This is a genomic window from Sodalinema gerasimenkoae IPPAS B-353, from assembly GCF_009846485.1.
In the GTDB taxonomy this organism is placed as follows: Bacteria; Cyanobacteriota; Cyanobacteriia; order Cyanobacteriales; family Geitlerinemataceae; genus Sodalinema; species Sodalinema gerasimenkoae.
The window spans coordinates 4,642,627-4,664,854 of sequence record NZ_ML776472.1 but is presented as its reverse complement, the minus strand read 5'-3'; the positions used below and the strand labels follow the sequence as shown (position 1 = coordinate 4,664,854).

15 protein-coding genes and 1 CRISPR repeat array are annotated in these 22,228 nt (G+C 53.2%); of the genes, 4 read left to right on the top strand and 11 right to left on the bottom strand.

Features of this window, described 5'->3' with window-relative positions; all coding sequences use genetic code 11:
• Nucleotides 1-5: 5 nt before the first annotated feature.
• The 5 genes from aroF to L855_RS20275 all read right to left on the bottom strand — a co-directional run bounded on the left by aroF (nt 6) and on the right by L855_RS20275 (nt 3,673).
• Complete coding sequence (gene aroF, locus L855_RS20290) at nt 6-1,061, bottom strand: 3-deoxy-7-phosphoheptulonate synthase (RefSeq protein ID WP_159790743.1); 1,056 nt, start codon at nt 1,059-1,061, stop codon at nt 6-8.
• 232 nt (nt 1,062-1,293) lie between these two features.
• Complete coding sequence (locus tag L855_RS20285) at nt 1,294-1,788, bottom strand: PAM68 family protein (protein WP_159790742.1); 495 nt, start codon at nt 1,786-1,788, stop codon at nt 1,294-1,296.
• Between the two features lie 51 nt (nt 1,789-1,839).
• Nucleotides 1,840-2,109: a 30S ribosomal protein S15 gene (rpsO, locus tag L855_RS20280; RefSeq protein WP_159790741.1), complete on the bottom strand. Its 270-nt coding sequence runs from the start codon at nt 2,107-2,109 to the stop codon at nt 1,840-1,842.
• 79 nt (nt 2,110-2,188) lie between these two features.
• Entirely contained in the window at nt 2,189-2,329 is a 141-nt protein-coding gene (locus tag L855_RS21265) for a hypothetical protein (RefSeq protein WP_192925052.1), read from the bottom strand.
• Nucleotides 2,330-2,482: 153 nt separating this feature from the next.
• Nucleotides 2,483-3,673, bottom strand: coding sequence for an RNA-guided endonuclease InsQ/TnpB family protein (locus L855_RS20275; protein WP_159790740.1), 1,191 nt, complete (start codon nt 3,671-3,673; stop codon nt 2,483-2,485).
• Between the two features lie 148 nt (nt 3,674-3,821).
• Between L855_RS20275 and psb27 the strand changes: the two genes are divergently transcribed.
• The 4 genes from psb27 to L855_RS20255 all read left to right on the top strand — a co-directional run bounded on the left by psb27 (nt 3,822) and on the right by L855_RS20255 (nt 8,386).
• Entirely contained in the window at nt 3,822-4,217 is a 396-nt protein-coding gene (psb27, locus tag L855_RS20270) for a photosystem II protein Psb27 (protein ID WP_159790739.1), read from the top strand.
• A 101-nt stretch (nt 4,218-4,318) separates the two neighbouring features.
• Complete coding sequence (locus tag L855_RS20265) at nt 4,319-5,878, top strand: family 10 glycosylhydrolase (RefSeq protein WP_159790738.1); 1,560 nt, start codon at nt 4,319-4,321, stop codon at nt 5,876-5,878.
• A 116-nt stretch (nt 5,879-5,994) separates the two neighbouring features.
• A complete protein-coding gene (locus tag L855_RS20260; RefSeq protein ID WP_159790737.1) occupies nt 5,995-6,618 on the top strand; it encodes a DUF488 domain-containing protein in 624 nt (207 codons plus the stop codon).
• Nucleotides 6,587-8,386: a CHAT domain-containing tetratricopeptide repeat protein gene (locus L855_RS20255; RefSeq protein WP_159790736.1), complete on the top strand. Its 1,800-nt coding sequence runs from the start codon at nt 6,587-6,589 to the stop codon at nt 8,384-8,386. The genes L855_RS20260 and L855_RS20255 overlap by 32 nt, the downstream gene beginning before the upstream one ends.
• Nucleotides 8,387-8,846: 460 nt before the next feature.
• Here the strand turns inward: L855_RS20255 and L855_RS20250 are convergent, their stop codons facing one another.
• The 6 genes from L855_RS20250 to L855_RS20225 form a co-directional block, all read right to left on the bottom strand.
• Nucleotides 8,847-10,814 carry an RAMP superfamily CRISPR-associated protein gene (locus tag L855_RS20250; protein WP_159790735.1) on the bottom strand — a complete coding sequence of 656 codons (1,968 nt, stop codon included), beginning with the start codon at nt 10,812-10,814 and terminating at the stop codon, nt 8,847-8,849.
• Nucleotides 10,814-11,257: a hypothetical protein gene (locus tag L855_RS20245; protein ID WP_159790734.1), complete on the bottom strand. Its 444-nt coding sequence runs from the start codon at nt 11,255-11,257 to the stop codon at nt 10,814-10,816. Before L855_RS20245 ends, L855_RS20250 begins: the two co-directional genes overlap by 1 nt.
• 94 nt (nt 11,258-11,351) lie before the next feature.
• Entirely contained in the window at nt 11,352-12,149 is a 798-nt protein-coding gene (gene cmr4, locus L855_RS20240; RefSeq protein WP_159790733.1) for a type III-B CRISPR module RAMP protein Cmr4, read from the bottom strand.
• Nucleotides 12,150-12,231: 82 nt separating this feature from the next.
• On the bottom strand, nt 12,232-13,401 hold the full coding sequence (locus tag L855_RS20235) for a type III-B CRISPR module-associated Cmr3 family protein (protein ID WP_159790732.1): 1,170 nt from the start codon (nt 13,399-13,401) through the stop codon (nt 12,232-12,234).
• A 5-nt stretch (nt 13,402-13,406) separates the two neighbouring features.
• Nucleotides 13,407-16,337, bottom strand: coding sequence for a type III-B CRISPR-associated protein Cas10/Cmr2 (locus L855_RS20230; RefSeq protein ID WP_246199211.1), 2,931 nt, complete (start codon nt 16,335-16,337; stop codon nt 13,407-13,409).
• A gap of 498 nt (nt 16,338-16,835) precedes the next feature.
• A complete protein-coding gene (locus tag L855_RS20225; protein ID WP_159790731.1) occupies nt 16,836-17,102 on the bottom strand; it encodes a reverse transcriptase N-terminal domain-containing protein in 267 nt (88 codons plus the stop codon).
• Nucleotides 17,103-17,668: 566 nt separating this feature from the next.
• Nucleotides 17,669-22,154: direct repeats of the CRISPR family, unit length 36 nt; unit sequence GTTTCCAATCTAATAACATCTCCAGCGAGTGGAGAC.
• Nucleotides 22,155-22,228: the final 74 nt, after the last annotated feature.

Genomic DNA, 22,228 nt, shown 5'->3' with positions numbered 1-22,228 from the left:
GGCGTTTAGACTAATGCCGCTTCTTTTTCCCAGCGTCCGACGGCTTTGCCGATGACCGCCAGTTCAGCCATGAGGCTCTCGAACTCGTCAGGGGTGAGGGATTGAGCGCCGTCGGAGAGGGCTTTTTGAGGGTTGGGATGCACTTCAATCATGAGGGCATCGGTTCCGGCGGCGACGGCGGCTTTGGCCATGGCCGGGACGAGGTTGGCCCAGCCGGTTCCATGGCTGGGATCGATGGTGATGGGGAGATGGGTGAGGCTACGCAGGACGGGGAGGACAGATAGGTCCAGGGTGTTGCGGGTATAGCGGCGATCGAAGGTGCGAATGCCACGTTCGCAGAGAATTACGTTGGGGTTCCCGGCGGCGAGGATGTATTCGGCGGCCATGAGCCATTCTTCGATGGTGGCGGAAATCCCCCGTTTGAGGAGAACGGGTTTGTTTTGGGCGCCGATTTTCTTGAGGAGGGCGAAGTTCTGCATGTTGCGGGCCCCCACTTGCAGCACGTCGGCCACTTCAGCGATTTTCTCGATGTCGTCGGCGTCCATGACTTCGGTGATGATGCCCAAGCCGGATTGTTCGCGGGCGCTGGCTAGGAGGCCCAGGGCGCTTTCTCCATGACCTTGGAAGGCGTAGGGAGAGGTGCGGGGTTTGTAGGCGCCTCCCCGCAGGAATTTGGCGCCGGCGGCTTTGACGCGCAGGGCGGTTTCGACGATCATTTCTTCACTCTCGACGGAACAGGGGCCGGCGATGGTGACCACGGGCTGATGTTCTCCGAAGAGAACGGGCCCTTCGGGGGTGGTGACGGCGATGTCACTGGCTTCTCCATGACGGAATTGCCGGCTGGCCCGTTTGAAGGGTTCTTCAACTCGCAGGACTTGTTCAATCCAAGGGCTGATTTCTTGTAGCTGTAAGGGGTCAAGTTCGGCGGTGTCCCCCACTAAGCCGATGACGACTTTATAGCGCCCAAAAATGGTTTCTGGGGTAAGTCCCCGAGAGGACATTTCCTGGTTGAGGCGATCGATTTCCTCTTGGGGAGTCCCCACTTTCATAACAATGATCATTCAGGTTTTCTCCTATAACACGATGTTTGGCGTTGATAGCCAGCCAAGTCCCGATGTCGTCGGGTGATTAATGCAATCTATATTCTATTCTATTCAGATTTTTAGGGCAGCCTGGCTATTGACAAGAAAACGGTAATATGCTAAGCGATATACCTCAACAAAAAAGAGGTCAGTCTCGCGACTCACCCCTTGCCGTTGGCCATGGTACAGCGATGGCTTGTTTCGATACCGTCTATTCTTTTTTCCAGGCTTGCCGCATTCGCCCGAAGTTGGTTTGGAACTCTCGCCACCCCAGTTTGCTGCCGGGATCGTCTTCATCCCAAGAGGCGGAGAGGAGTCCGTAGCTTAATCCTAAAACGCCTAAGCCAAATAAGCCGCTACTGACGAGGAGGACGGCGATGCTGGGTAGGGGGAACCATTCTTTTTGAATGATAAAGTAGCTCCCGAGTAGGCTCAAGACGCCTAAGCTGGTGGGGGTTCCACTGAATAGGGCCATGCGGGTAATCATCCGACGACTCACCGCTTCGGGGATGGGCTGTTTTTTGACGCTGGGGTTCTTGACGCTTTGGGCCGGGCTGTCGCTGGTTTTGGCGGGGCTGGGGGACGCGGCGGCTTTGGGACTAGAGGCCCCCGATTCCCCTTTGCTTTGGGATTTGGGGGCCTTGTCTTTTTTGCGCTTCTTTGCCGGTTCAAAGGGTAGGCGATCGCGGGAGGAGTCGGAAGCCATGGTTAAGTGGGAGGATAACGGCAAGGGAACGACCGGGGGAACGTCGGGGACTTAACCGCGAATCCCCAGACGGGTGATGAGGTTGCGATAGTCCTCTTCGCTTTTCTTGCGGATGTAGCCGAGAAGGCTTTTGCGCTGACTAATCATTTTCATGAGTCCCCGCTGGGAGGAGTAGTCTTTTTTGTTGCTGCGCAGGTGCATACTGAGGCGGTTGATGCGCTCGGTAAGCATGGCAACTTGGACTTCCGCTGACCCAGTATCGGTTTCGTGGGTCTGGTATTGGGAAAAGATTTCTTGCTTTTCGGTTTGGGTCAGAGACATAAGATAGGTTTAGAGGCTCGGTTAACTCAGCAATTAACCAATATAGCACAGGGGGTTGGGCTTGCTTCAGGTTTATGGGTTATCGTTGTTCGCGTTTTTCTCGATCCTGGCGACGGCGATCGCGCCATTCGGCAAAGGTGAGATAGGTAATTCCGCCGGTGACGAGGGCCAGCAGAACTAGGGCCGCGACAGCGAGGGCGGTAAAGATGGGGTTAGTCATGGCAGGGCGACGACAGAGGACGAACAAGGGCAGAGATACTTGTAGGCATTATGCCATTGACCTGGGGAACCGGTGAAGCTAATTCCCGCTAAGCAGGGATGATCAATCTCACGTTGACACTCCCCAGCTATCACGGCGTGGGGATTCTTGGGTCTATGGGGAGCCAGTGCTTAACCCCTCGCCAAACATCTTGACCGTCTGCCCGACGGCTGCAAGTCCACGTTGTACGACCACCTGCGCGGCGGCTATATCTCTATCTGTGGTATATCCACACTCAGGACAGCGATGTACGCGAACTGAAAGCTCTTTCTTACCTGTATTGGTACCACAACTGGGACAGGTTTGGCTGGTTCCCGTGAAGTCTACTTCAGCGTAAAAGACACCACGTTTCCAGCACACCCACTTGAGAATCCTCAAAAACTCACCGTGAGCCGCATCGAGAGTATGCTTTGAAAACATGCCTCTCGCCCAGGCTTTGAAGTTGAGTTTCTCTGCAAACACCATCCCTACGCCGTCGCAGAGACGGTGAGCCAGTTTATAAAAGAAATCCTGACGACAGTTGCGGATATATTCGTGCAGCTTGGCGACCTTATAGTGAGCCTTACGCCAGTTATTTGACCCTTTAACCTTATGAGACGCTCTTTGTTGCAGCAATCTCAGCTTGCGTTGGAGGTCTTTAAAGAATCGGGGTCTTGGTACTAACTCACCAGCAGAGGTGGCCAGATAGCTGCTCAATCCTACGTCAATTCCCAAGGCTTCCCCGTGGGGCAGGATATCAGGAACTTCAAGATCGCACTGAAGGGTTAGCATCACGTACCACCCGGAAGCACGTTTGACCACCTGGGCTTGTTTGATAACGAAGCCTTCAGGAATCGGTCGTGAGAGTCGCATTTTCACCCAGCCTACCCCAGGGAGTTTGACACGGTTTCCCCGAACGGGGTCTTTTCCCAATTGTGGAAACAGCAGAGAACGTAATCTTCCCGGTTTTTTAAATCTGGGGAATCCATGTCCTCTCTCCCACATCGAGACAAAGGCCTTCTCTAAACGTCGCAACACCTGTTGCAGCATTTGAGCGTTAGCTGTACCTAGCTCAGGATAGACTTTTCGAGCTTGGGTTAAGGCTTGGCACTGGCTTGAAAAGCTGGGTCGCGGTGCGTCGGGGGACATGACGTACTCACCTTGAAGAGAGCATCGGTCAATGGCACAGGCTCTCGACTTGTACCAGTCTTTGCGCTCTGCCAAAGCAAAGTTCCAGACCCGACGAGAGGTTTCTAGCCATTCGTCATAGGTCTGTTGCTGCTGTTGAGTGGGCGCAAGTTTGTACTGGTATGTGAGGTTAATCACTGCCTAAAAACGACACCTTATTTTTTAGGCTAGCACGGATTGTTGAAATATGCAATCAAAAAGTCGCCCTAGAAGGGCGAGGCTCTAACCCCAAAATTTTTGGTAGGATTGTGAAGATTGAAATTTGTCTATTCCTCGGTAACTTTTTATGAATCGATTAGTCTCACGCCTTTTGGCCCTTTTACTGGTTGCGGTGGTCGGACTCACTGGCTGTTCCGCTGGGTCTAACTTAACCGGAGACTATCGCCAAGATACCTTGGCGTTGGTAAGCAGCTTGCGGGAGGCCATTGAACTGCCTGAGGGAACCCCGGAGAAAATGGAAGCGCAAGCGGAAGCGAAAACCCGTATTGATAACTTTTTCTCTCTCTATCGCCGGGATTCCTCGGTTTCGAGTCTGCCTTCGTTCACGACGATGCACACGGCCTTGGATGCCTTAGCGGGTCATTATCGCTCCTATGGCAACCGTCCGTTGTCTAATAAGCTCAAAACTCGGTTAGAACAAGAGTTTAAACAAGTGGAAATGGCTGTGCAACGGGGTCGATGAAACGCTAAACTCAGGGCGATCGCGTCGTTTTAGACGGATTAATCCCGCGATCGCCTGCATTTGGGATTAACGTCGTTTCCTCCACAGTTGAGTTAGGCCCTATGGTAGCCCTGTTTTCTGCCTGTTCCTCCACCGCATCGAGGCTGGTGACCCATTTGGGAAACACCGTCTCGGCTGGTGTTTCGGCCCGAGTCTCGTCGATGGCGATAACCCTCTCTTTGGGACTGGGACAGGTTTTAATGAGTTCTGGGATGGCTCAGGCCCAGTTTCGCCCGTCGAACCCTTGTCGCCTCCCAACTGAGGCGATTGTGGAAAAGGAAAATTTGCGTCAAGCGGCTTTTCAGGGAGATGGGGAAGCCGAGGCGGAGTATCGTCGCCTGATTCAGTACCACGCCACGGAGTTAGAAACCTGTCGTCGGGAAAATTGGCCACAAAACCTGGCCCTCTGGTTACGGCTGTATCCTTGCGATGCTCAGCCTGGGGTTCTCGATGAAGTGCTCGATCGCATCGTCAGTCGTGGCTATAACGAGATTTATGTCGAAGTTTTTTATGACGGACAGGTCTTGTTGCCCCTGAATGACAATGGCACGGTTTGGCCGTCGGTGGTGCGATCGCCCGATTTGGGAGATCGCGATTTATTAGCGGAGGTGATTCGTAAGGGCCATGAGCGAGGACTCAAGGTTTATGCTTGGGTGTTTACGATGAATTTTGGCTATTCCTACGGACAACGGCCCGATCGCTTCAATGCGGTGGCGCGCAATGGGGCCAATGAATCGACCCTCAACCGCACTCGGCCCGAGGGAACCACCTATGACCGAGAACTCCATAGTTACGCCTCACAAACCTTTATCGACCCCTACAGTCCCCAGGCCCGGCGAGATTATGAATGGCTACTTCATGCCATCCTGCAACGACAGCCGGATGGGGTCTTGTTTGATTATGTCCGCTATCCCCGCCTGCCGGGAGGGGACTCGGTGGCCACGAATGTCCGCCAACTCTGGATTCACGGGGAAGCTTCCCGCAATGTCCTATTAGACCGCTCTCGCAATGGTCTGGCCCGTGGGTTGTTGGAGCGTTATTTGCAACAAGGCTATTTAAACAACGGGGATGTGCAACAGATTCGTCAGGCCCATCCTGACGACGAAGAACCTCGCTGGCAAGCCGTCAGCCGCCCCGCCATCTCCCTACAACAATATCTCTGGAATCTAACGGTCGCCCATGCGGTGCAGGGAATTCTTGATTTCGTCCATCGGTCTGCGGACCAAGTGAGCCGAAATAACATTCCCTCGGGGGCAGTGTTTTTCCCCAATGGCAATCAACCGGTGGGAGAACAGGGGTTTGATTCCCGCCTACAACCCTGGGACCGCTTTTCTTCCTCCATGGAATGGCATCCTATGATTTACGGGGTCTGTGGCGATACCAGTTGTTTAACGGACCAAATGGAACGGGTGATGGCCTTTGCTTCAGACGAGACTCGGGTGGTTCCGGCGTTGGCTGGGGTTTGGGGACAGCCGATGACCAATCGTCCGTCTCTGGAAACTCAGATGTCTGCGATTCGTCAGGTGGCCCCTGGGGTCGATTCCATTAGTCATTTTGCCTATTCTTGGCAATTTCCTGAATCTGACCGGGAGCGGAAGACTTGCAACATCCGCCGACCGTAAGTTAGAGACCATAACACATTGACAGAATCTGAGCCATCTTTCATAATCAAGTATGACTTAGGTTATCTGTCAACCGCCTCGTTCTACCTTCCTAATTCCCCCGTCCTGAGAGAACTATGGAACTTTTCAGCATTGGACATTCCAACGCTAGCATCGAGGCCTTCCTGAATCTCCTCAAGCAGCACCAGATTACGGCTCTGGCTGATGCGCGATCGTCTCCCTATAGCCGTTTTCTACCCCACTTCAATCAGGACTCACTGAAGTTGTCCCTGACAGAGGTGGGGATTCGCTATGTCTTTTTGGGGAAAGAACTCGGGGCAAAACCGAGTAATTTGGCCTGTTATGTGGGCAAGAAAGCGCGGTATGAGAAAATTGCGGCAACGCAAGAGTTTCAGCAGGGACTTGAACGGCTGCTGAGGGGGTTACAAACCCATCGCGTTGCTGTGATGTGTGCTGAGAAAGACCCTCTGACCTGTCATCGCGCCATCCTGGTCTGTCGTCAGGCTCAACAGCTCAATCCTCAGATTACTATCAATCATATCTTGCAAAGTGGCGAGTTAGAATCCCAGAATCAGCTCGAAGAACGACTCCTGATTAAGCAGGGATTCCAAGCCGTCACCAGTCAGCCTATACCGGTGGTGCAATTGTCTCTCTTCGCCACTCCTGAGGAGACGCTTCCAAGTCGGGATGAGTGTTTGGCCCAAGCCTATGAACGTCAAGGGAGGGGTTCGCCAGCTTGATGTTATGACGAAATTAGTGGTTTTGCACCTGATTGGGGATTTGGAAACTCGTGGCTTTGAGGTGATTTTGGAAGTGGGCGAGGTGGGGTCTCGGCCTCAGTTGCGGGTGAAGGGGACGTTACCGGCAAGTCCTGAGTTGGGGGAACGGGTGCGATCGCATTGGCAAGACCATTATGGGACTTTCACGCGCTCTCAGACGGCTCGCATTAAGCCCAAGTTGATGGGAATGGGCCATGCGATGGATGCTTGTAAAACTTCGGCAGCCCAGTTAGGACAAGCCTTTCAGCAGTGGCTCACCTCGGAGGGGTTCCAGGCGATCGATCGCCGGCTGCGAGAGGTGTTGAGTCTTGAGGATGAGATTCGTTTAGCGATCGCCAGTGAGAGTGAGGTGGTGCGACAACTTCCGTGGCATTTGTGGGAGTTTTACCGCCGTTATGGCAAAACCGAGCTGATGTTTTCCCCGGTGACGGGGATGCGGCCTCCAGCTACCCCTGGCCAGGGTCTCGGGAGGTTGCGGATTTTGGCAATTTTGGGCAGCGATGAGGGGATTGATGTGGAGAGCGATCGCCGCTTCTTGGAGGGGTTACCGGGGGCTGAGGTGACGTTTTTGGTGGCGCCGAGTCGTCAGATGGTTAGCGATCGCCTCTGGGAGGAGTCCTGGGATATTCTCTTTTTTGCCGGTCATAGTGAGACGCAGGGCCAGCGGGGCTGTCTGTATCTCAATGCTGAGGAACAGTTGAGCCTGGATGAGTTGCGTTATGGTCTGTCTAAGGCGATTCAACGGGGTTTGAGATTGGCGATTTTTAATTCCTGTGATGGTTTGGGCTTAACGACGGCTTTAGATGACTGTGCGATTCCCCAGATGATTGTCATGCGGGAGGCGGTTCCCGATCGGGTGGCCCAGATGTTTCTGAAACAGTTTCTGGGGCTGTTGTCTCGGGGGGTTCCCTTCCATTTGGCGGTTCGGGAGGCCCGGGAACGGTTACAGGGGATTGAGGATCGCTTTCCCTGTGCCAGTTGGCTGCCGGTGATTGTGCAACATCCTGATGCGATCGCCCCTCAGTGGCGGCTGGAGTCGAAGGAGTTTGGGGACTGGCGGCGGTGGCTGGTTCAGGGCGTGCAGCGGGTTGGTATGGGTTGGCTGGTGGGGGGGATGGCGATCGCCCTGACGCTTTGGGGGCGGGGCTGGCTGGGGGGCTGGCTGCATCAACAGGGGATTACCTTATATGGGGTGCATCGCTATGACCAAGCTGAAGACCTCTGGAATCTCACTCTTCTGGTAGACCCCGGACGACGGACCACCCTCTATATGTTGGGCTATCTGCATGAGCAGGTGGGAGATGATGAGGTGGCGTTGCAATGGTATGGGGCGGCGGGCCGGCGGGGACTTCCTCAGGCCTATCGTCGTCAGGCCCAAATGATGATTCGACAGGGAGAGGAGATTGATTTCGCTGTGACGTTGGCAGAAAAAGGCTTATCCGTCCTCATAGACCAGGGGAGTTTAGGGCAGGAAGAGATGCGAACGACTCTCGCCTGGGGGTTATGGCAACAGGGACAACGGGGTCAGGCCTATCGGCATCTGGATGCGGTGTTGGAGTCGTCTCGTCAGGTTCCCTTAGCCTATTGTCTCTATGGGGCTATGTTGACGGAGGAGGGGTTAGAGGAAGCTGCGGCTCCTTTTTGGCAGTCCTGTCTCGATACCACCGATGTGCGTCATCGGGATGAAGGCTATTGGCGCAATTTGGCGCGGGTCAGTCTCAAGCCTTGAGGGTTGTTGTTTGAGGAGAGGGGTTTAGGGGTCTCCAGAAAAAAATTTTTGTCGTTCGCGTCAGAGTCATAAATTTCCTAAAAATTTGCGTTGTTATAGGAGAAGGCAATACAAACGGGAGATACCTGGATGCGGACTTGGTTGTCACTGCTGTTGGTGTGGGTGTTGGTGTTGGGAGGAGTTGTTGTAGTGGAGGAGCCTCAATGTGAAGATGTGAATGGGGATGCGATCGTCTGCTAATCCCCATCAGACCGCTGCTGGATGTTGATTCCTCAGCGGTCTCGTTTCTTCCTCGTGACGTGTTCCTCGGTTCCTCGTGACTTGGCTCTAGCCAAGTCATGCCCTTGGGGAGGCTCTGCCTCCCGAGAATAGGCGGCAGAGCCGCCCAGAGTGCGTATCATGGCAGAGCCATGACACGAGGATGAAGGGGTGGGTTCCCCGGCGTTGCGGAACGAGACCCCTAATTGAAGGGGAAGACTTGGGCAAATTGACGGTTTTCAGTCTTCTGACGTAAGTGTTCTACATAGGTGGAACGGGGTGTCTCCCTGGCCCCAAAAACCGTGGCAACTTGATAATTTGCTAAATTAGCAATCCACACGGGGGAGGGAGTCACGCCTCCACGGACTTTGCCACATAAATCCCCGTCATAATCCCATTGATTGCGACGGTCTTTGATTTTTAAATCTTGATCATGTAACACCGCTAAGGCATAGGGTTTGTCATAATCGCTCTCCCCCGAACAGGCAATAATACGACCCGAACAGGCAATAATACGACAATTGGCATCGGCAAACTCTGACCAGCGACTCCGTTGTGGTGCCGGATTGCAGCGCAACTGACGGGGATTGACGGAGTCTCTTGTCAGTTGCTGTAAGGCATCATAAAAGCCCTGTAAACGCTGCTGAAAGCGGCGTTGAAAGTCTTGGGGAGTATCCGGTAATTCCCAAAACGCCTCCTTACTCTCAGGAATTAAGGTGGCGCCGCGATACCAAGGTGCTCGTTCGCGAGTTTTACGAGAATAGCAAGGTCGCCGCGCTCCTTGACCCACACCCCCAAGGTGGAACATCATCCAGGTCAAGTTCTTCATTAACTGCTGGACTGGCTGACGGACTGTTTCCTCTAAATTCAACGAGGCTGAGAGAATGAGGGTTCCCTCCTGTTCACCACAAGCATCATTTTGGCCTCCCTTATGGGGGCGAGGTTCCCGTTGAATCACACGGCCGTCTTGGATATGAAAACGGACCCAGCCCCATTGTTGCTGAGGATTGATGGCGCCAAATAACTGCCCTTCTAGGGTTTGGACGGCTGTTGTGGATAAAACTCCTCCGGCAAAGACCCGGAACCAATAGCGCAACATGGACTTCAGGGCGATGGGACGCACTTCAGCATCGGGTTTACCCCGAGTTTGCCATTGGTTTTTGTGCTGATTCCAATTCCAATCGGTAAACGTCTGCCGTCCGTGAATCAGTTGACCTTGCAGGGCGAAGGGGAGTCGTAGCAACTCATCGTCTTTGTGGGAGGTTCCGGCGGTCAGCAGTTCTCCATAGCCGCTGTTGACTTGGGCGCCAATCCCTGACTGTAAGCCTTTGATGAGCCAGGTCTTAACCTTTTCTAAGACCTGCAAGTCTTGACAGGTGCTGGCGAGGCGCAGGCCGATGAGAAAGGTGGGTTCTTTCAGCGATAGGAAGGGATTGGGTTTAGGATCGTACTTGAGATTGTCATTGTCCCAGTTCCAGATGTTGTTGGCCATGTCCACGGATAAGCCCATGTGCTTGGGGAGGGGATAGGCATCGAGGAAGACGACTTTTCCCGCTTGGTTGCTTTTGTTGGGCGCGTCTAAGTCCCCGAACCAAGGGGCAACGGCTTTATTGGCCTGTTTCCAATTAAGCTGCTGTTGCTGCATGAGGTCGCGAACTGCCTGGTTTCTGGCAACGCCTCGTAGGGTGGAGGAGGGAAGATAGGGCATCCCGAGGCTGTCAAAGGCGGGTAGGAGCATACTCTCGGGCCCACGATGTCCTCCAACGCGAATACGCCAGGAACTCTTAACCTGAAAGGTTTGTCCCTGTTGACCGCGTTCGGCGAGGAGTTTGGTGCGTTTGTTGAGTTGTTCTAACCGCTGGCGGTAGTCGGCTTGGTTTTCGGCCAATTGCAGGATTTGGACTTTGGTGGGGTTTTTCTGCTCATGGTCTGGGGAACGCATCCAACGCAGGTATTCGACGAAACTGGCGCTGGGGTCGGGGGTGATTTCTTGCTCGTCGTACAGCCAAGGAACGGGAGGATTTGTTCGCTGAGATGGCATTTGTTGAGACCGATTCCGGGAAGGTTGACTGTCTGATCTTCGTTGTTGCGGTCGTTCTGGTCGTTGCGGTCGTTGCGGTCGTTGCGGTCGTTCTGGTCGTTGCGGTCTGGCCGTGGGATCTGGGGTCATCAGTTGTCTCCGCTATCATGGTAAACGGCGGTGGCCCAGAAGCTAAATTCTTGGGCGATCGCCAGTCCAAGACCGGTCAGTCCTAGATATTCTTCTGTATCAAGGTCTTTCAGTTTTGTGAGACCTTGGGGACTGTTTAACTCATGAACGCCGGAGAGCTGAGCCAGACAGGAAAAATACTTTTGGACAACGTCTTTTTTACCATCTTTTTCCTTTGAAGTGAGGGCTTGTTCTTCAGCTTTCAAGCGCATCATCCCCCAAGTAGAAAGATAGGTGTAAAGTTCAACGGCTTGGCTTTTTTGCTCTTTCAATCGCGCATTGTCTGTGGAGTTTTGTGACCGTAACGCATCCAAGGCTTCGTAAACCGGAGTTCCGAGAGTGCGCGGGTCAAATGTAGTTTTTTCAGGGCTTGATTTTGGTTTTTGGGGTTGTTTTGATGTCATGAGTTTGGGCGCTTTTCGGGTAAATGGGGGTCTGCTTTTTAAGGATGTTCAAGTCCTTTTTTGAGGGGTTCATGGCTCGAAACCCTCAGGTCAGTTACGCATTCGGTGGACACCATTGTTGAACAAATCCTCGTCCTAAACTTTCTTGTCCCCCAATTTGCATGATGTCACGTTGGCTCAGCATCTGCAAAAATTGCTCTTGAGCGGTGTCATCGTTGCTGGCTTGACTGGTGAGTCCCCAGGTGTAATACATGAGGGTATCTGGGGGGATGGCTTCTTCATAGCGGAAGCCGCCATCCACGGTTTTGGATTGGTCGAGTTTGACTTTAACTTGCCGCCATAAGCCCATTTGGACGAGGGTTTTATAGTGGTTGTCTGGCAGTACAATCACCCGCGTGATGCCGGAGGTGGCAGGGTCTTTGGGGATAAAATCGCTCCAGTTGGGGAACTCCTTAAGACTGCCGGGTTTGAGGATGGCATCTTTGAGATAAATGGCTTTTTGGGTCGATAAATTGGTGCTGTACTCCTCGGGGATGGAGGTTTGCAGGTTGCCTTGAAATTTGGACCAACGACGCAGCAGGCTAGGGCAACTGACCCAGATTACGCCATGACTGAGGGAGGAAATGGGAACCCAAAGTAAGGCGCCGTCGCCAATCCAAATGCTGCCTTGGCTAAGCTCTTGGGTGTCGTTGAGGTCGGTGCCAAAAAGCTGAGATTGGAGGTCTTTGCTTTGGTGAATGGAGGCTCGTAAACGACCGCGAATGCTACTCGAAGGAATATAGGGAAAGTCGGTGTGGGCTTCTCGGGCGATGCCTAAGAGATTGCCTTCTTGGGTGGTTCCGCCGGTGTGTAAGGGGGAGAGGAGAAAGAGATAGGTATAGTTCGGTTTCATGGGAGTTTAGAAGGGTTAGATTTGCGGCAGGTTGCAGGTTCGGTAGGGAGGGGGACTCAGACCTTAGCTGGGAGGTCTGGGGTTAGCTGGGTGGGGGGACAACCCAGAGGAGTTCTGAGTAGCCCAGTTGCCGCCAGCGGCGAGTTTTGGGGTTGATATCATCTCGGTCTTGATAGAGGGGTTGGGGTTGGTTGAGGTAGTAGAGACTACCGGGGGGGGCGGCAAAGACTTGGGGGGCGGGAACGCTGGAGTCGCGGGCATTGGGACTGGTGTTTTTTTGTCGTAAACGGCGACTGATGGGGACGGCGCTACCGCTGGCAAAGCTGACTAATCCGGAGTCGCGCTGGTCTGGGTTGGGTTGGTTCTGATGCCGACTGGGGGCGAGTTTCCATTCCCAAGGATAGGGGCGACAGGTGGCCCGACCGGTGCGGAAGCCGTGGTTATGTCCGTTTTTGCTCGTGTGGTGACGTTCAAAGACTCCGGGGGTGATGAGATAGGCGATGCTGGGGTCCTGGCGCTGGAAGTTGGCGTGGGATTGGGTTTGGAGGGCCTGCCATTGGGCGTCGAGGGGGTCGCAGCGTTCTAGGACGGCCCGGTGTCCTTCTCCGCCGAGGCGTAGGGTGCTGGGACTGTCGAGTTCACAGTCGAGTTGGATGGCGAGGGCCCAGTTAGGGTGAAGGCGGATGGCGTTTTCCACGAAATAGCCGTCGGCTAGTTTGACGGTTCGGGTTTCCGATTGGATGGCGTTGTGAGAGCGGGTTTCTTGACTCCAGGGTTCTTTGTCTTCGTCGTCCCCAAGCCGCCAATGGCTGTCGGGGATGGTTCCTGTTTCTAGGTAGGTTTGAATGGCGGCGGCGGGGAGGTATTGGCGTAGTTTGCCATCGCCTTTGGGGTTGGCCTCTGGGACTTGGTCGAGGTTGGGAGGTAAGAGGGGGGCGGGGGCGTTGTCATCCCAAAGGGCGGCAATGCGATCGCCCTGGGGATGCCAGGGATAGGGAATGAGGGGGGTGGTGCCGAGAAATCCGAGGGGACTGGGGAAGTAGAGTTCTGGCTGGGGCTGGGTTCGGCAGAGGAAAGGACCTCGGAGGGTGAGGTGGTCGTCTTGTTGTCGTAGTTGGCGAATGGCGGCGGCGATCGCATCCCCGTTGGGGGGGAAGCTGGCCCCGGAGGCCCAGGCCCGTTCTCCAGGGGCGAAGGGTTTGGCATCCCGAAATAGCCAAACGTCGGTGGGGGTGAGGGTATACCAAGGCATGAGGTCTAAGGGTTAAGGGTGATGGTGCGCTTGCGTTGGACAAAGGCGGCCAGTTTGAGCCAGGCTTTGAGTTCTCCGTCGAGGTCTTTGGGATCGGTTTGGTCCCAGAGACCTTCGATGAAACCTTGTAGGGCTTGCTGAACGGCCTGTTGGGCGTTGGGGTCTCCTGAGAAGCTATCTCGACGCTGACAGAAGGCCTGAGTCCAGGGGGCAATGGCGGCTCGTTTGGGGGCCGGATGGTCACTCCAGAGGCTGGCGGCTAGTTCAAAGAGGGAGGGCTGGTCTGGAGTGAGGGTCATGAGGGTTTGCCACTGCTGGAAACTGCTAAATTTGCTGGTGGCGGTGACGCAGTTGCCGCTACCGTAGAGAACTCGCACTTGTAGGGCATCTTTGCCTTGAGGCTGACCGTTGGGGCCGGGACTTTGATGGTCTTTGGCTCCCGTTTCGGCGTCCCAGAGATGACCCAGGGCGATCGCCAGAGGAACGGAGTGATGGGCGATGACCAAGCCAAAGCTAATGGTGGAGCGTTCTCCGAGAGTGAAGAGGGGGCGACGGGAGAGGAGGGGCCGACCCTGGCCATCTTGGGGTAGGTCGTCTCCTCGCCATTGCCAGTATTGACCGGCGGGGTTAAACTCTGGGTCTGCCTGACCTCGGAAGCATTGGCGAATATCCCACAGCCAACGGTCCCATTCCCAGAGGTTGCTGTAGGCGAGAATGTCATCCCCACCACTATAAATGAGTCGGCCGGCATAGCGGCGCTCGGTGAGGTAGGGAACCAGTTGATTGGAAAAGTCCAGGAGGGAGCGGCTGAGGGCGCTGTGGGTGGCGGGTCCCATGCGTTTGGGCAGGGTGAGGAACTCTTGCAGGCTGGGGTCGCCGCTATCCCTGAGGGCTTGGGGGAGATAGTCGCCATAGGGTCCCATTTTTTTGCCTTTGAGCCAGTCACTCATGCCGTCCCCGTCTCCGGCGGCGAGGACATACCAGTCGCTGGGGTTGTTGTTGGGGTAGTGCTGGTCGAGTTCCTGTTGCAGTTGTTCGCGGTAGTCTCGTCGCCGTTGCAGGAGTTGTTGTCGGTAGGTTTGGCTGAGTTGGCTGTCTTGTTCTTGGTCGAGTTGGCGTTGTAGCTGTTGGATGGTCTCGTCGTCGGCGTCTTCGACGAGCCAACCGGGGTTGAGGAGACGGGGGGGATGGTCTTTGAGGTTGTCGTGGCTCTCGTCAATGAGGGGAATGCCCCATTTGCCTTTCATGTCAGCGATGGCCGCTTCGAGCCAGGGGAATTGGGGGTGGCTCAGGAGGGTTTGGCAGACCTGTTGATAGTAGGGTTGATGGTCGGGATGGGTGCGTAGGTAGCCGGCGACTCCGGAGGTGAGGTCGGGATAGTAGGGGGCAATTCGTTGGGAGCCGTCCCGGTTCAGCAGTTGGGGCAGGACTTTTTCGAGTCCCCGTTTGAGGGTTTCCGTGGCGTTGAGGGCTTCGATCCCGTCGAAGAACCCGGCTTCTCGTCGCCAATGGCGTTTGCTGTCTTGTTCGGAGATCCAATCGGGGCCGGGATGGACGACGGGTCCGACGCCGGAGATGGTGGAGCGAGGCCCGAAGGCGGTGGGGAGTTCCCAGGTGCGGGCGTTTTTGATTTGGCTGAGGCTGGCCCGGGCGTGACCGAAAATGTCGGCCCACCAGGAGCCGATGTTGAGTTCGCCGGGGTTGTCTGGAGGTTGGGCGCTTTGCAGGAATTGCAGTTCGGCGAGGGGGAAGAGTTGGGCTTGGGGATAGATACGGTTTTGTTGGTTAATCCAGGTGTCTAGGTTGGGGTTGCTGGCTTGGCTGGGTTGGCTGAGGGGTTCTCCTTCTTCTCCGATGGGGACGGCACTCCAGTAGGTTTGCCATTGGGTTTTGAGCCAGAAGCCCCAACTGGAGGCGTCGCTTTTGAGGTGGGGCAGCCAATGGCGTTTCTGTTGCAGTTCCCCGAGGACTTCGTCGGCAATTTCCATCCAGGCTTGCAGGAGGGTCTGGCGGGCGGTTTGCATGGCCGCTTTGACTCGCTGTTTGGGCAGGACGAGCATGAGGACGTTGGGAAAGCCGGCGGTGAGGAGGGCGCGATCGCTCGGTGGGTCAATCCACGGGCGGAAGTTGGGGTAGTCTTGGCGGAGCCAGAGGTCGATGAGGGGCTGTTGGTAGAGGCTGGGGTAGAGGAGACTGTCGGGACCGTAGGTTTGGGCCAGTTTGTAGGCGACTTTGGCGCAGAGGTAGTGGAGAACCCAGGAGCCGGCCCAGAAGTCCCGGATTTTACGGCTGGCTTTGATGAGTTCTTGGATGGGGGAGAAGGTGAAGCTGGCGAGATAGGGGCGATCGCCTTTTGGACCGTCCTCTGAGGGTTGGCGCTGGTCTCCGGTGAGGGCCCCGGTGAAGGCGGCGGTCATGCTGGTATGGGTCCAGATGGAGGCGTCGGGAAATTGGGGGTCGGCGGGCAGCAGCATTAGGGCTTCGTCTTGGAATTGCCGGCAGACTTCGACGGGCAGACAACGCCAGAACCACCAAAAGAGGGCTTTGGGGTCGTCCTGGAGTCCCTCGGGGATGGCGGCTCTCAGGGCGGCTTGTTTCTCCTGGAGGTAGGGGGTGGGGTCTGTGAGGAGGGGGCGATCGTTCTGGAGTTTTAGGGTTTGGTTGGCTCCCGAGAGGAGGTGGGAGATGGTGAGTCCGTTGTTGCTGTAGGTGATGGGCAGGTTGAGATGGCGGATGGCCGCGCGATCGCTGGCGGCGGTGATGGCATCGGCCAGGGCCGAGGGGGCGGCTTCCGGCTCTGGGGAGTCTTCACTGAGGGGGGGAAGCTCAAAGCGATGCCAGTCATCGTGCAGATGGGTGGAGTCTTGGGGATAGAGGGGAGAGAGGACGGGAGTATTGAGGAGTCCTTGGAGTTTGGCTTGCCAATATTGGGTCACGGTGATGGGTTGAGGTAAGGGGGACGGGGCAATGGGCGGTGTGGGAACTGAAGGCGAGTTCAGCGACGCAAGGGGGTTAGATAGCTCCGTTTCCGGGGCTAGGTCTGTTGGGGGGTCTGGGGAGATGCGGCTAGTCTAACTGGGTTTGGGACTGGCAGGATCTGAAACCCCTTATTAATCTCTCGTTTTTTGGGGGCTATTTTTACGGACATGGGGGGAATTTGTAATATATCGTCACATTTGGGGGTAACATCTGGGTCTCGCCCGGCTTCAGGCTCAGGGTCTGAGGGAGGGGTGTCACTCGGCGGGTTAGCCCGTGGCTCGTTTCTCCCATTGTGATTCTGATGTTGATGACCGGGGGAGTTACGGTCTCAATCTTAGCAGGGGGTTAGAAGTGGGGTCTTCAAATTTGTCTTGACAGTCCAGAGACTTTTTATACCAATTTTCGAAATGCTTGCTATACATCCGACATCGAGGAGGGCGAACAGCCGTTCGCCCCTACAGACATCTATGGCACGACTTCTGAAAATTGGTATTACCATCGACTCCGGCGGTTTTCTTTCCGGCGTTAAGCTGGGTTATCTGACGGATAGCCAAAAATCTAGCACTCCGGGATCTCAGAATGAGCGTTTGCAAGTTATTGGCTTTTGAGCGGTCGCCAATTCTAATCGCTTTCCACAATCGGCATTGCAGGCGGAATAGGTTGCGCCGAAATTTCTTCGAGGGCAATGTTTTCCAAGATTCGCTATGAGTATGTTTGCTCATGCGTCTAACCTTACTCTACTCTACGTTTTGTGTTCTGATTACCTCGGAGTAATTACACTCCGTCCTACCCGCTGCTGAGGTTTCTGCTGCTCGTCCAGCTTATCAGGGGTTCGACCTTTTTCCTGAACTCAGTCAGCGTTTTTATTCATTCCGACTCTCGATTATTTTGACAGGTTAGGGCGGTTCAATTCGCCCGACTGCTCCTCAGAGATAACGGCTATCACTAAATAAATGCCGTGAGGGTTACGCGGTCGAAGTTGGTATTTTTGTTCAGATTACCACTTATGGATAGGACGCTTTTCTAGAACCCGTTTACCCGTACTGTCTCCCCTTTACCGCCAGTGTGCCTATCTGCTTTGGCTCTGATTGCGGCCGAGTAGGGGCGAAAAATTTTTCGCCCCTACTCTCTGAAATTCCGAGTTCAGTCGGTGTGGCCAGGTTGGGAGTCACTGTGTCTCTTACAGGGCAAGACTTTCACTTGCATCAAAGAGTCAGTTAGGAGCCAACGTTTTAGGTTGATTTCTCCCCGCTGGTTATGTATTAGCCAGCGAACGAATCGCACTATTGTTTCCAATCAAATAACGTCTCCAGTGAGTGGAGACGGGTCTGGTTGGGTGCGACTTGGAATGACGCGCGGCGAGTTTCCAATCAAATAACATCTCAAGCGAGTGGAGACAACCATATTTTAGTCTACGGGTTGGGCGTGTTGACTGAGTTTGCAATCAAATAACATCTCCAGCGAGTGGAGACAGTCACAGACGATTCGTCCGTCCCCATCCCCGTAAAGTTTCCAATCAAATAACATCTCCAGCGAGTGGAGACTTTACTGAGTGGCCAAGCTGAGCCGCCGCCAGCGAAACGTTTCCAATCTAATAACATCTCCAGCGAGTGGAGACATCAGAGGAATATAAAGGCTGTCTAGTCTACCATAACGTTTCCAATCTAATAACATCTCCAGCGAGTGGAGACAGGACTTCCGCAATGCAGGTCCGATGGTCTATCAGGCCGTTTCCAATCTAATAACATCTCCAGCGAGTGGAGACACGGCAACGAAGGAGGGGGACAAACCCAACGTGTTGTTGCTGTTTCCAATCTAATAACATCTCCAGCGAGTGGAGACTCGACTTACGGAAGCTGGAGGCAGTGCTCCTTCATCTCAAGTTTCCAATCTAATAACATCTCCAGCGAGTGGAGACCTTAGAGGAAATGGCGGATGGGCAACAGCCCGCCGTGTTTCCAATCTAATAACATCTCCAGCGAGTGGAGACCAGACTTTGGCTTACGTGTACCTGACACACGCTCAGGTGAGTTTCCAATCTAATAACATCTCCAGCGAGTGGAGACCACACCCAAAGCACAGATGATGCCGCACCGAGGGTCTAGTTTCCAATCTAATAACATCTCCAGCGAGTGGAGACCGGATTTAAACAACTGCTCGGATTTAAACAACTGCTGTTTCCAATCTAATAACATCTCCAGCGAGTGGAGACGTTTTGAAGGCTGATGAAGCCTTCACGAAAACTTCAAGTTTCCAATCTAATAACATCTCCAGCGAGTGGAGACGCCCTAGTGCTAGTCGTTGGTTCAAACTCTTTCGGATGGTTTCCAATCTAATAACATCTCCAGCGAGTGGAGACGCTAGGAGATCAGATCATGGCTACTAAAAGCAAAAGTAGTTTCCAATCTAATAACATCTCCAGCGAGTGGAGACATGTTGACTGAACTCCTTGTCGAGTGCATATTGTACTCAATGGTTTCCAATCTAATAACATCTCCAGCGAGTGGAGACGGGATGGTGATGACAAAGAGACGATGCTAGAGAACATCCTGTTTCCAATCTAATAACATCTCCAGCGAGTGGAGACCTAATACAGGAGTGGGGTGAAGCGATGGACGTCGAGTTTCCACTCTAATAACATCTCCAGCGAGTGGAGACTTTTCCATGGCTAATTCCAACATCAACACCAATGCCGTTTCCAATCTAATAACATCTCCAGCGAGTGGAGACGAGATCATTATCGAAACCCCCGGGCAGGAAGATCGGGTGGTTTCCAATCTAATAACATCTCCAGCGAGTGGAGACGTGTACTATATTTGATTTCTCTTAGTTGCGTGACTAAGTACTTATTGTTTCCAATCTAATAACATCTCCAGCGAGTGGAGACCAATACGATACAGAAGGTCTCTGGGTTAAACCCCAGGTTTCCAATCTAATAACATCTCCAGCGAGTGGAGACCCAACGCAGTAGCTTTCACTCTCTTCGCGGAGGTGGAGTTTCCAATCTAATAACATCTCCAGCGAGTGGAGACATTGGAAGAGTACCGGGATCGATGTGCCCGCGTTCTGTGGTTTCCAATCTAATAACATCTCCAGCGAGTGGAGACCTGACCCGAATCTGGATGCCGTTGCCGGAATGGTAGTTTCCAATCTAATAACATCTCCAGCGAGTGGAGACTCTCCCAGGCCCAGGTCTCTTGGAGGGAGACCTCCCGGTTTCCAATCTAATAACATCTCCAGCGAGTGGAGACTTTATGACCTTATTTTACCACATATTCTCAGCTTGGGTTTCCAATCTAATAACATCTCCAGCGAGTGGAGACGATTGAAGTGCGCAGCATGGCGTTGTCCGTCTGTGCATTGTTTCCAATCTAATAACATCTCCAGCGAGTGGAGACATCCCGGCCTTCATCAACGAGCTCCCCAATGCCTGGCAACGGGGTTTCCAATCTAATAACATCTCCAGCGAGTGGAGACCACCCATTCAACTGCAACAACAAATCCTCGGGGTCACGTTTCCAATCTAATAACATCTCCAGCGAGTGGAGACCCTCTTTTGCCGTGGCGTTACGCCATTGGTCAACCACGGTTTCCAATCTAATAACATCTCCAGCGAGTGGAGACACGATGAGCAACTCAGAACTATTCGCGAGAATAGTAGTTTCCAATCTAATAACATCTCCAGCGAGTGGAGACGGAAATGGCGGATGGGCAACAGCCCGCCCTCATGGAGTTTCCAATCTAATAACATCTCCAGCGAGTGGAGACAATAGAGCTGGAAGAGCAAATCCTCCCGGATTCTAAAGTTTCCAATCTAATAACATCTCCAGCGAGTGGAGATATACGATGTCCAAGGTCTGTGGGTTAAACCCCAGGAGTTTCCAATCTAATAACATCTCCAGCGAGTGGAGACATCCCATTCTAGATGAGTTCCTGCCCCGGAAGCTGGGTGTTTCCAATCTAATAACATCTCCAGCGAGTGGAGACTCACAAGATTTTGCCCTACCTCCCAAAATGGGTTATCGTTTCCAATCTAATAACATCTCCAGCGAGTGGAGACCCCACGGGATTTGTTTGGTATCCAGTCAAACCCAGTGACTGTTTCCAATCTAATAACATCTCCAGCGAGTGGAGACGAAATAATTAAATGTATTTCCTCTAGTCGGAATTTTAGTATGTTTCCAATCTAATAACATCTCCAGCGAGTGGAGACGCCAGCCCACTGTGGTTTGTGGGCTGGTCATCCTTTCGAAGTTTCCAATCTAATAACATCTCCAGCGAGTGGAGACATGGGGCCAAGGGTCAACTGACTCTACAAGAAATTGTTTCCAATCTAATAACATCTCCAGCGAGTGGAGACCATATCCGCTTTCAAGGGTTCCTCCAAGGAGTCCCGTTTCCAATCTAATAACATCTCCAGCGAGTGGAGACTTCGGTTTCGCTCAGAGGAAAAGACTGGTCAGCTATGTTTCCAATCTAATAACATCTCCAGCGAGTGGAGACGCGGCAATTGAACCAAGTAGTTCATCAAGCTCAAGTTTCCAATCTAATAACATCTCCAGCGAGTGGAGACAACTGCCAATCGGGAAGCTAATGCGACTTTAGTTAACGTTTCCAATCTAATAACATCTCCAGCGAGTGGAGACGAGATACTGCCTTCTCCAAGGATTTCAACCAGTAGTTTCCAATCTAATAACATCTCCAGCGAGTGGAGACCGGAAGCAACCTCACCGAAACCCTCCGCCAAGGAAACGCGTTTCCAATCTAATAACATCTCCAGCGAGTGGAGACGCTTCTTCGGGGGTGACTTCCCCGACTTCTTCTGTAACCCCAGCAATGGGGAGGACTGTTTCCAATCTAATAACATCTCCAGCGAGTGGAGACCTATGAAAATATCCTTTAGTTCCTATAATGGAAGAGACGTTTCCAATCTAATAACATCTCCAGCGAGTGGAGACCCTCCACGTCTTTCTTGAGGTTGTCTAACACCCCTTTGGTGTTTCCAATCTAATAACATCTCCAGCGAGTGGAGACTGTGGATCTGGAATCGGAGTACTACTTCAAGACGGTCATGTTTCCAATCTAATAACATCTCCAGCGAGTGGAGACGGAGGAAACTCTGGAGGGCACGAAGGCCCTCATGCAGGTTTCCAATCTAATAACATCTCCAGCGAGTGGAGACAAGAATGGTCGGAAGTGGGAGGGGAAAAACCTCGTGTTTCCAATCTAATAACATCTCCAGCGAGTGGAGACCTCTCATTCAAGAGAGAAACAACCGGGCAATATCCCTCGTTTCCAATCTAATAACATCTCCAGCGAGTGGAGACACTATTGAAGAAGATCCTCGCTGGTCTAATCCAGAAGGTTTCCAATCTAATAACATCTCCAGCGAGTGGAGACCTACAACTACAACATCAATCATCATGAGCGTTCAATTCATCAAGTTTCCAATCTAATAACATCTCCAGCGAGTGGAGACTCGCCTAAACAAATCCGCACAAATAATACAATTCATCGTTTCCAATCTAATAACATCTCCAGCGAGTGGAGACTTTTTATTGATATAGAATAGGAGATCCAATCATGGTGTTTCCAATCTAATAACATCTCCAGCGAGTGGAGACGTCATTATCTGACAGTCCCGATGAATTTACTTCGATAGAGTTTCCAATCTAATAACATCTCCAGCGAGTGGAGACGAGCGCATAATTGAAAGAGTTTCATATAAAGATGTGCTAGTTTCCAATCTAATAACATCTCCAGCGAGTGGAGACCCCTCCGATTATAGCCCGTATGGGGCCATCATTCCAGAGGGGGAGTGCGAGGCTGAAGAAATTCCCTCCCCAGC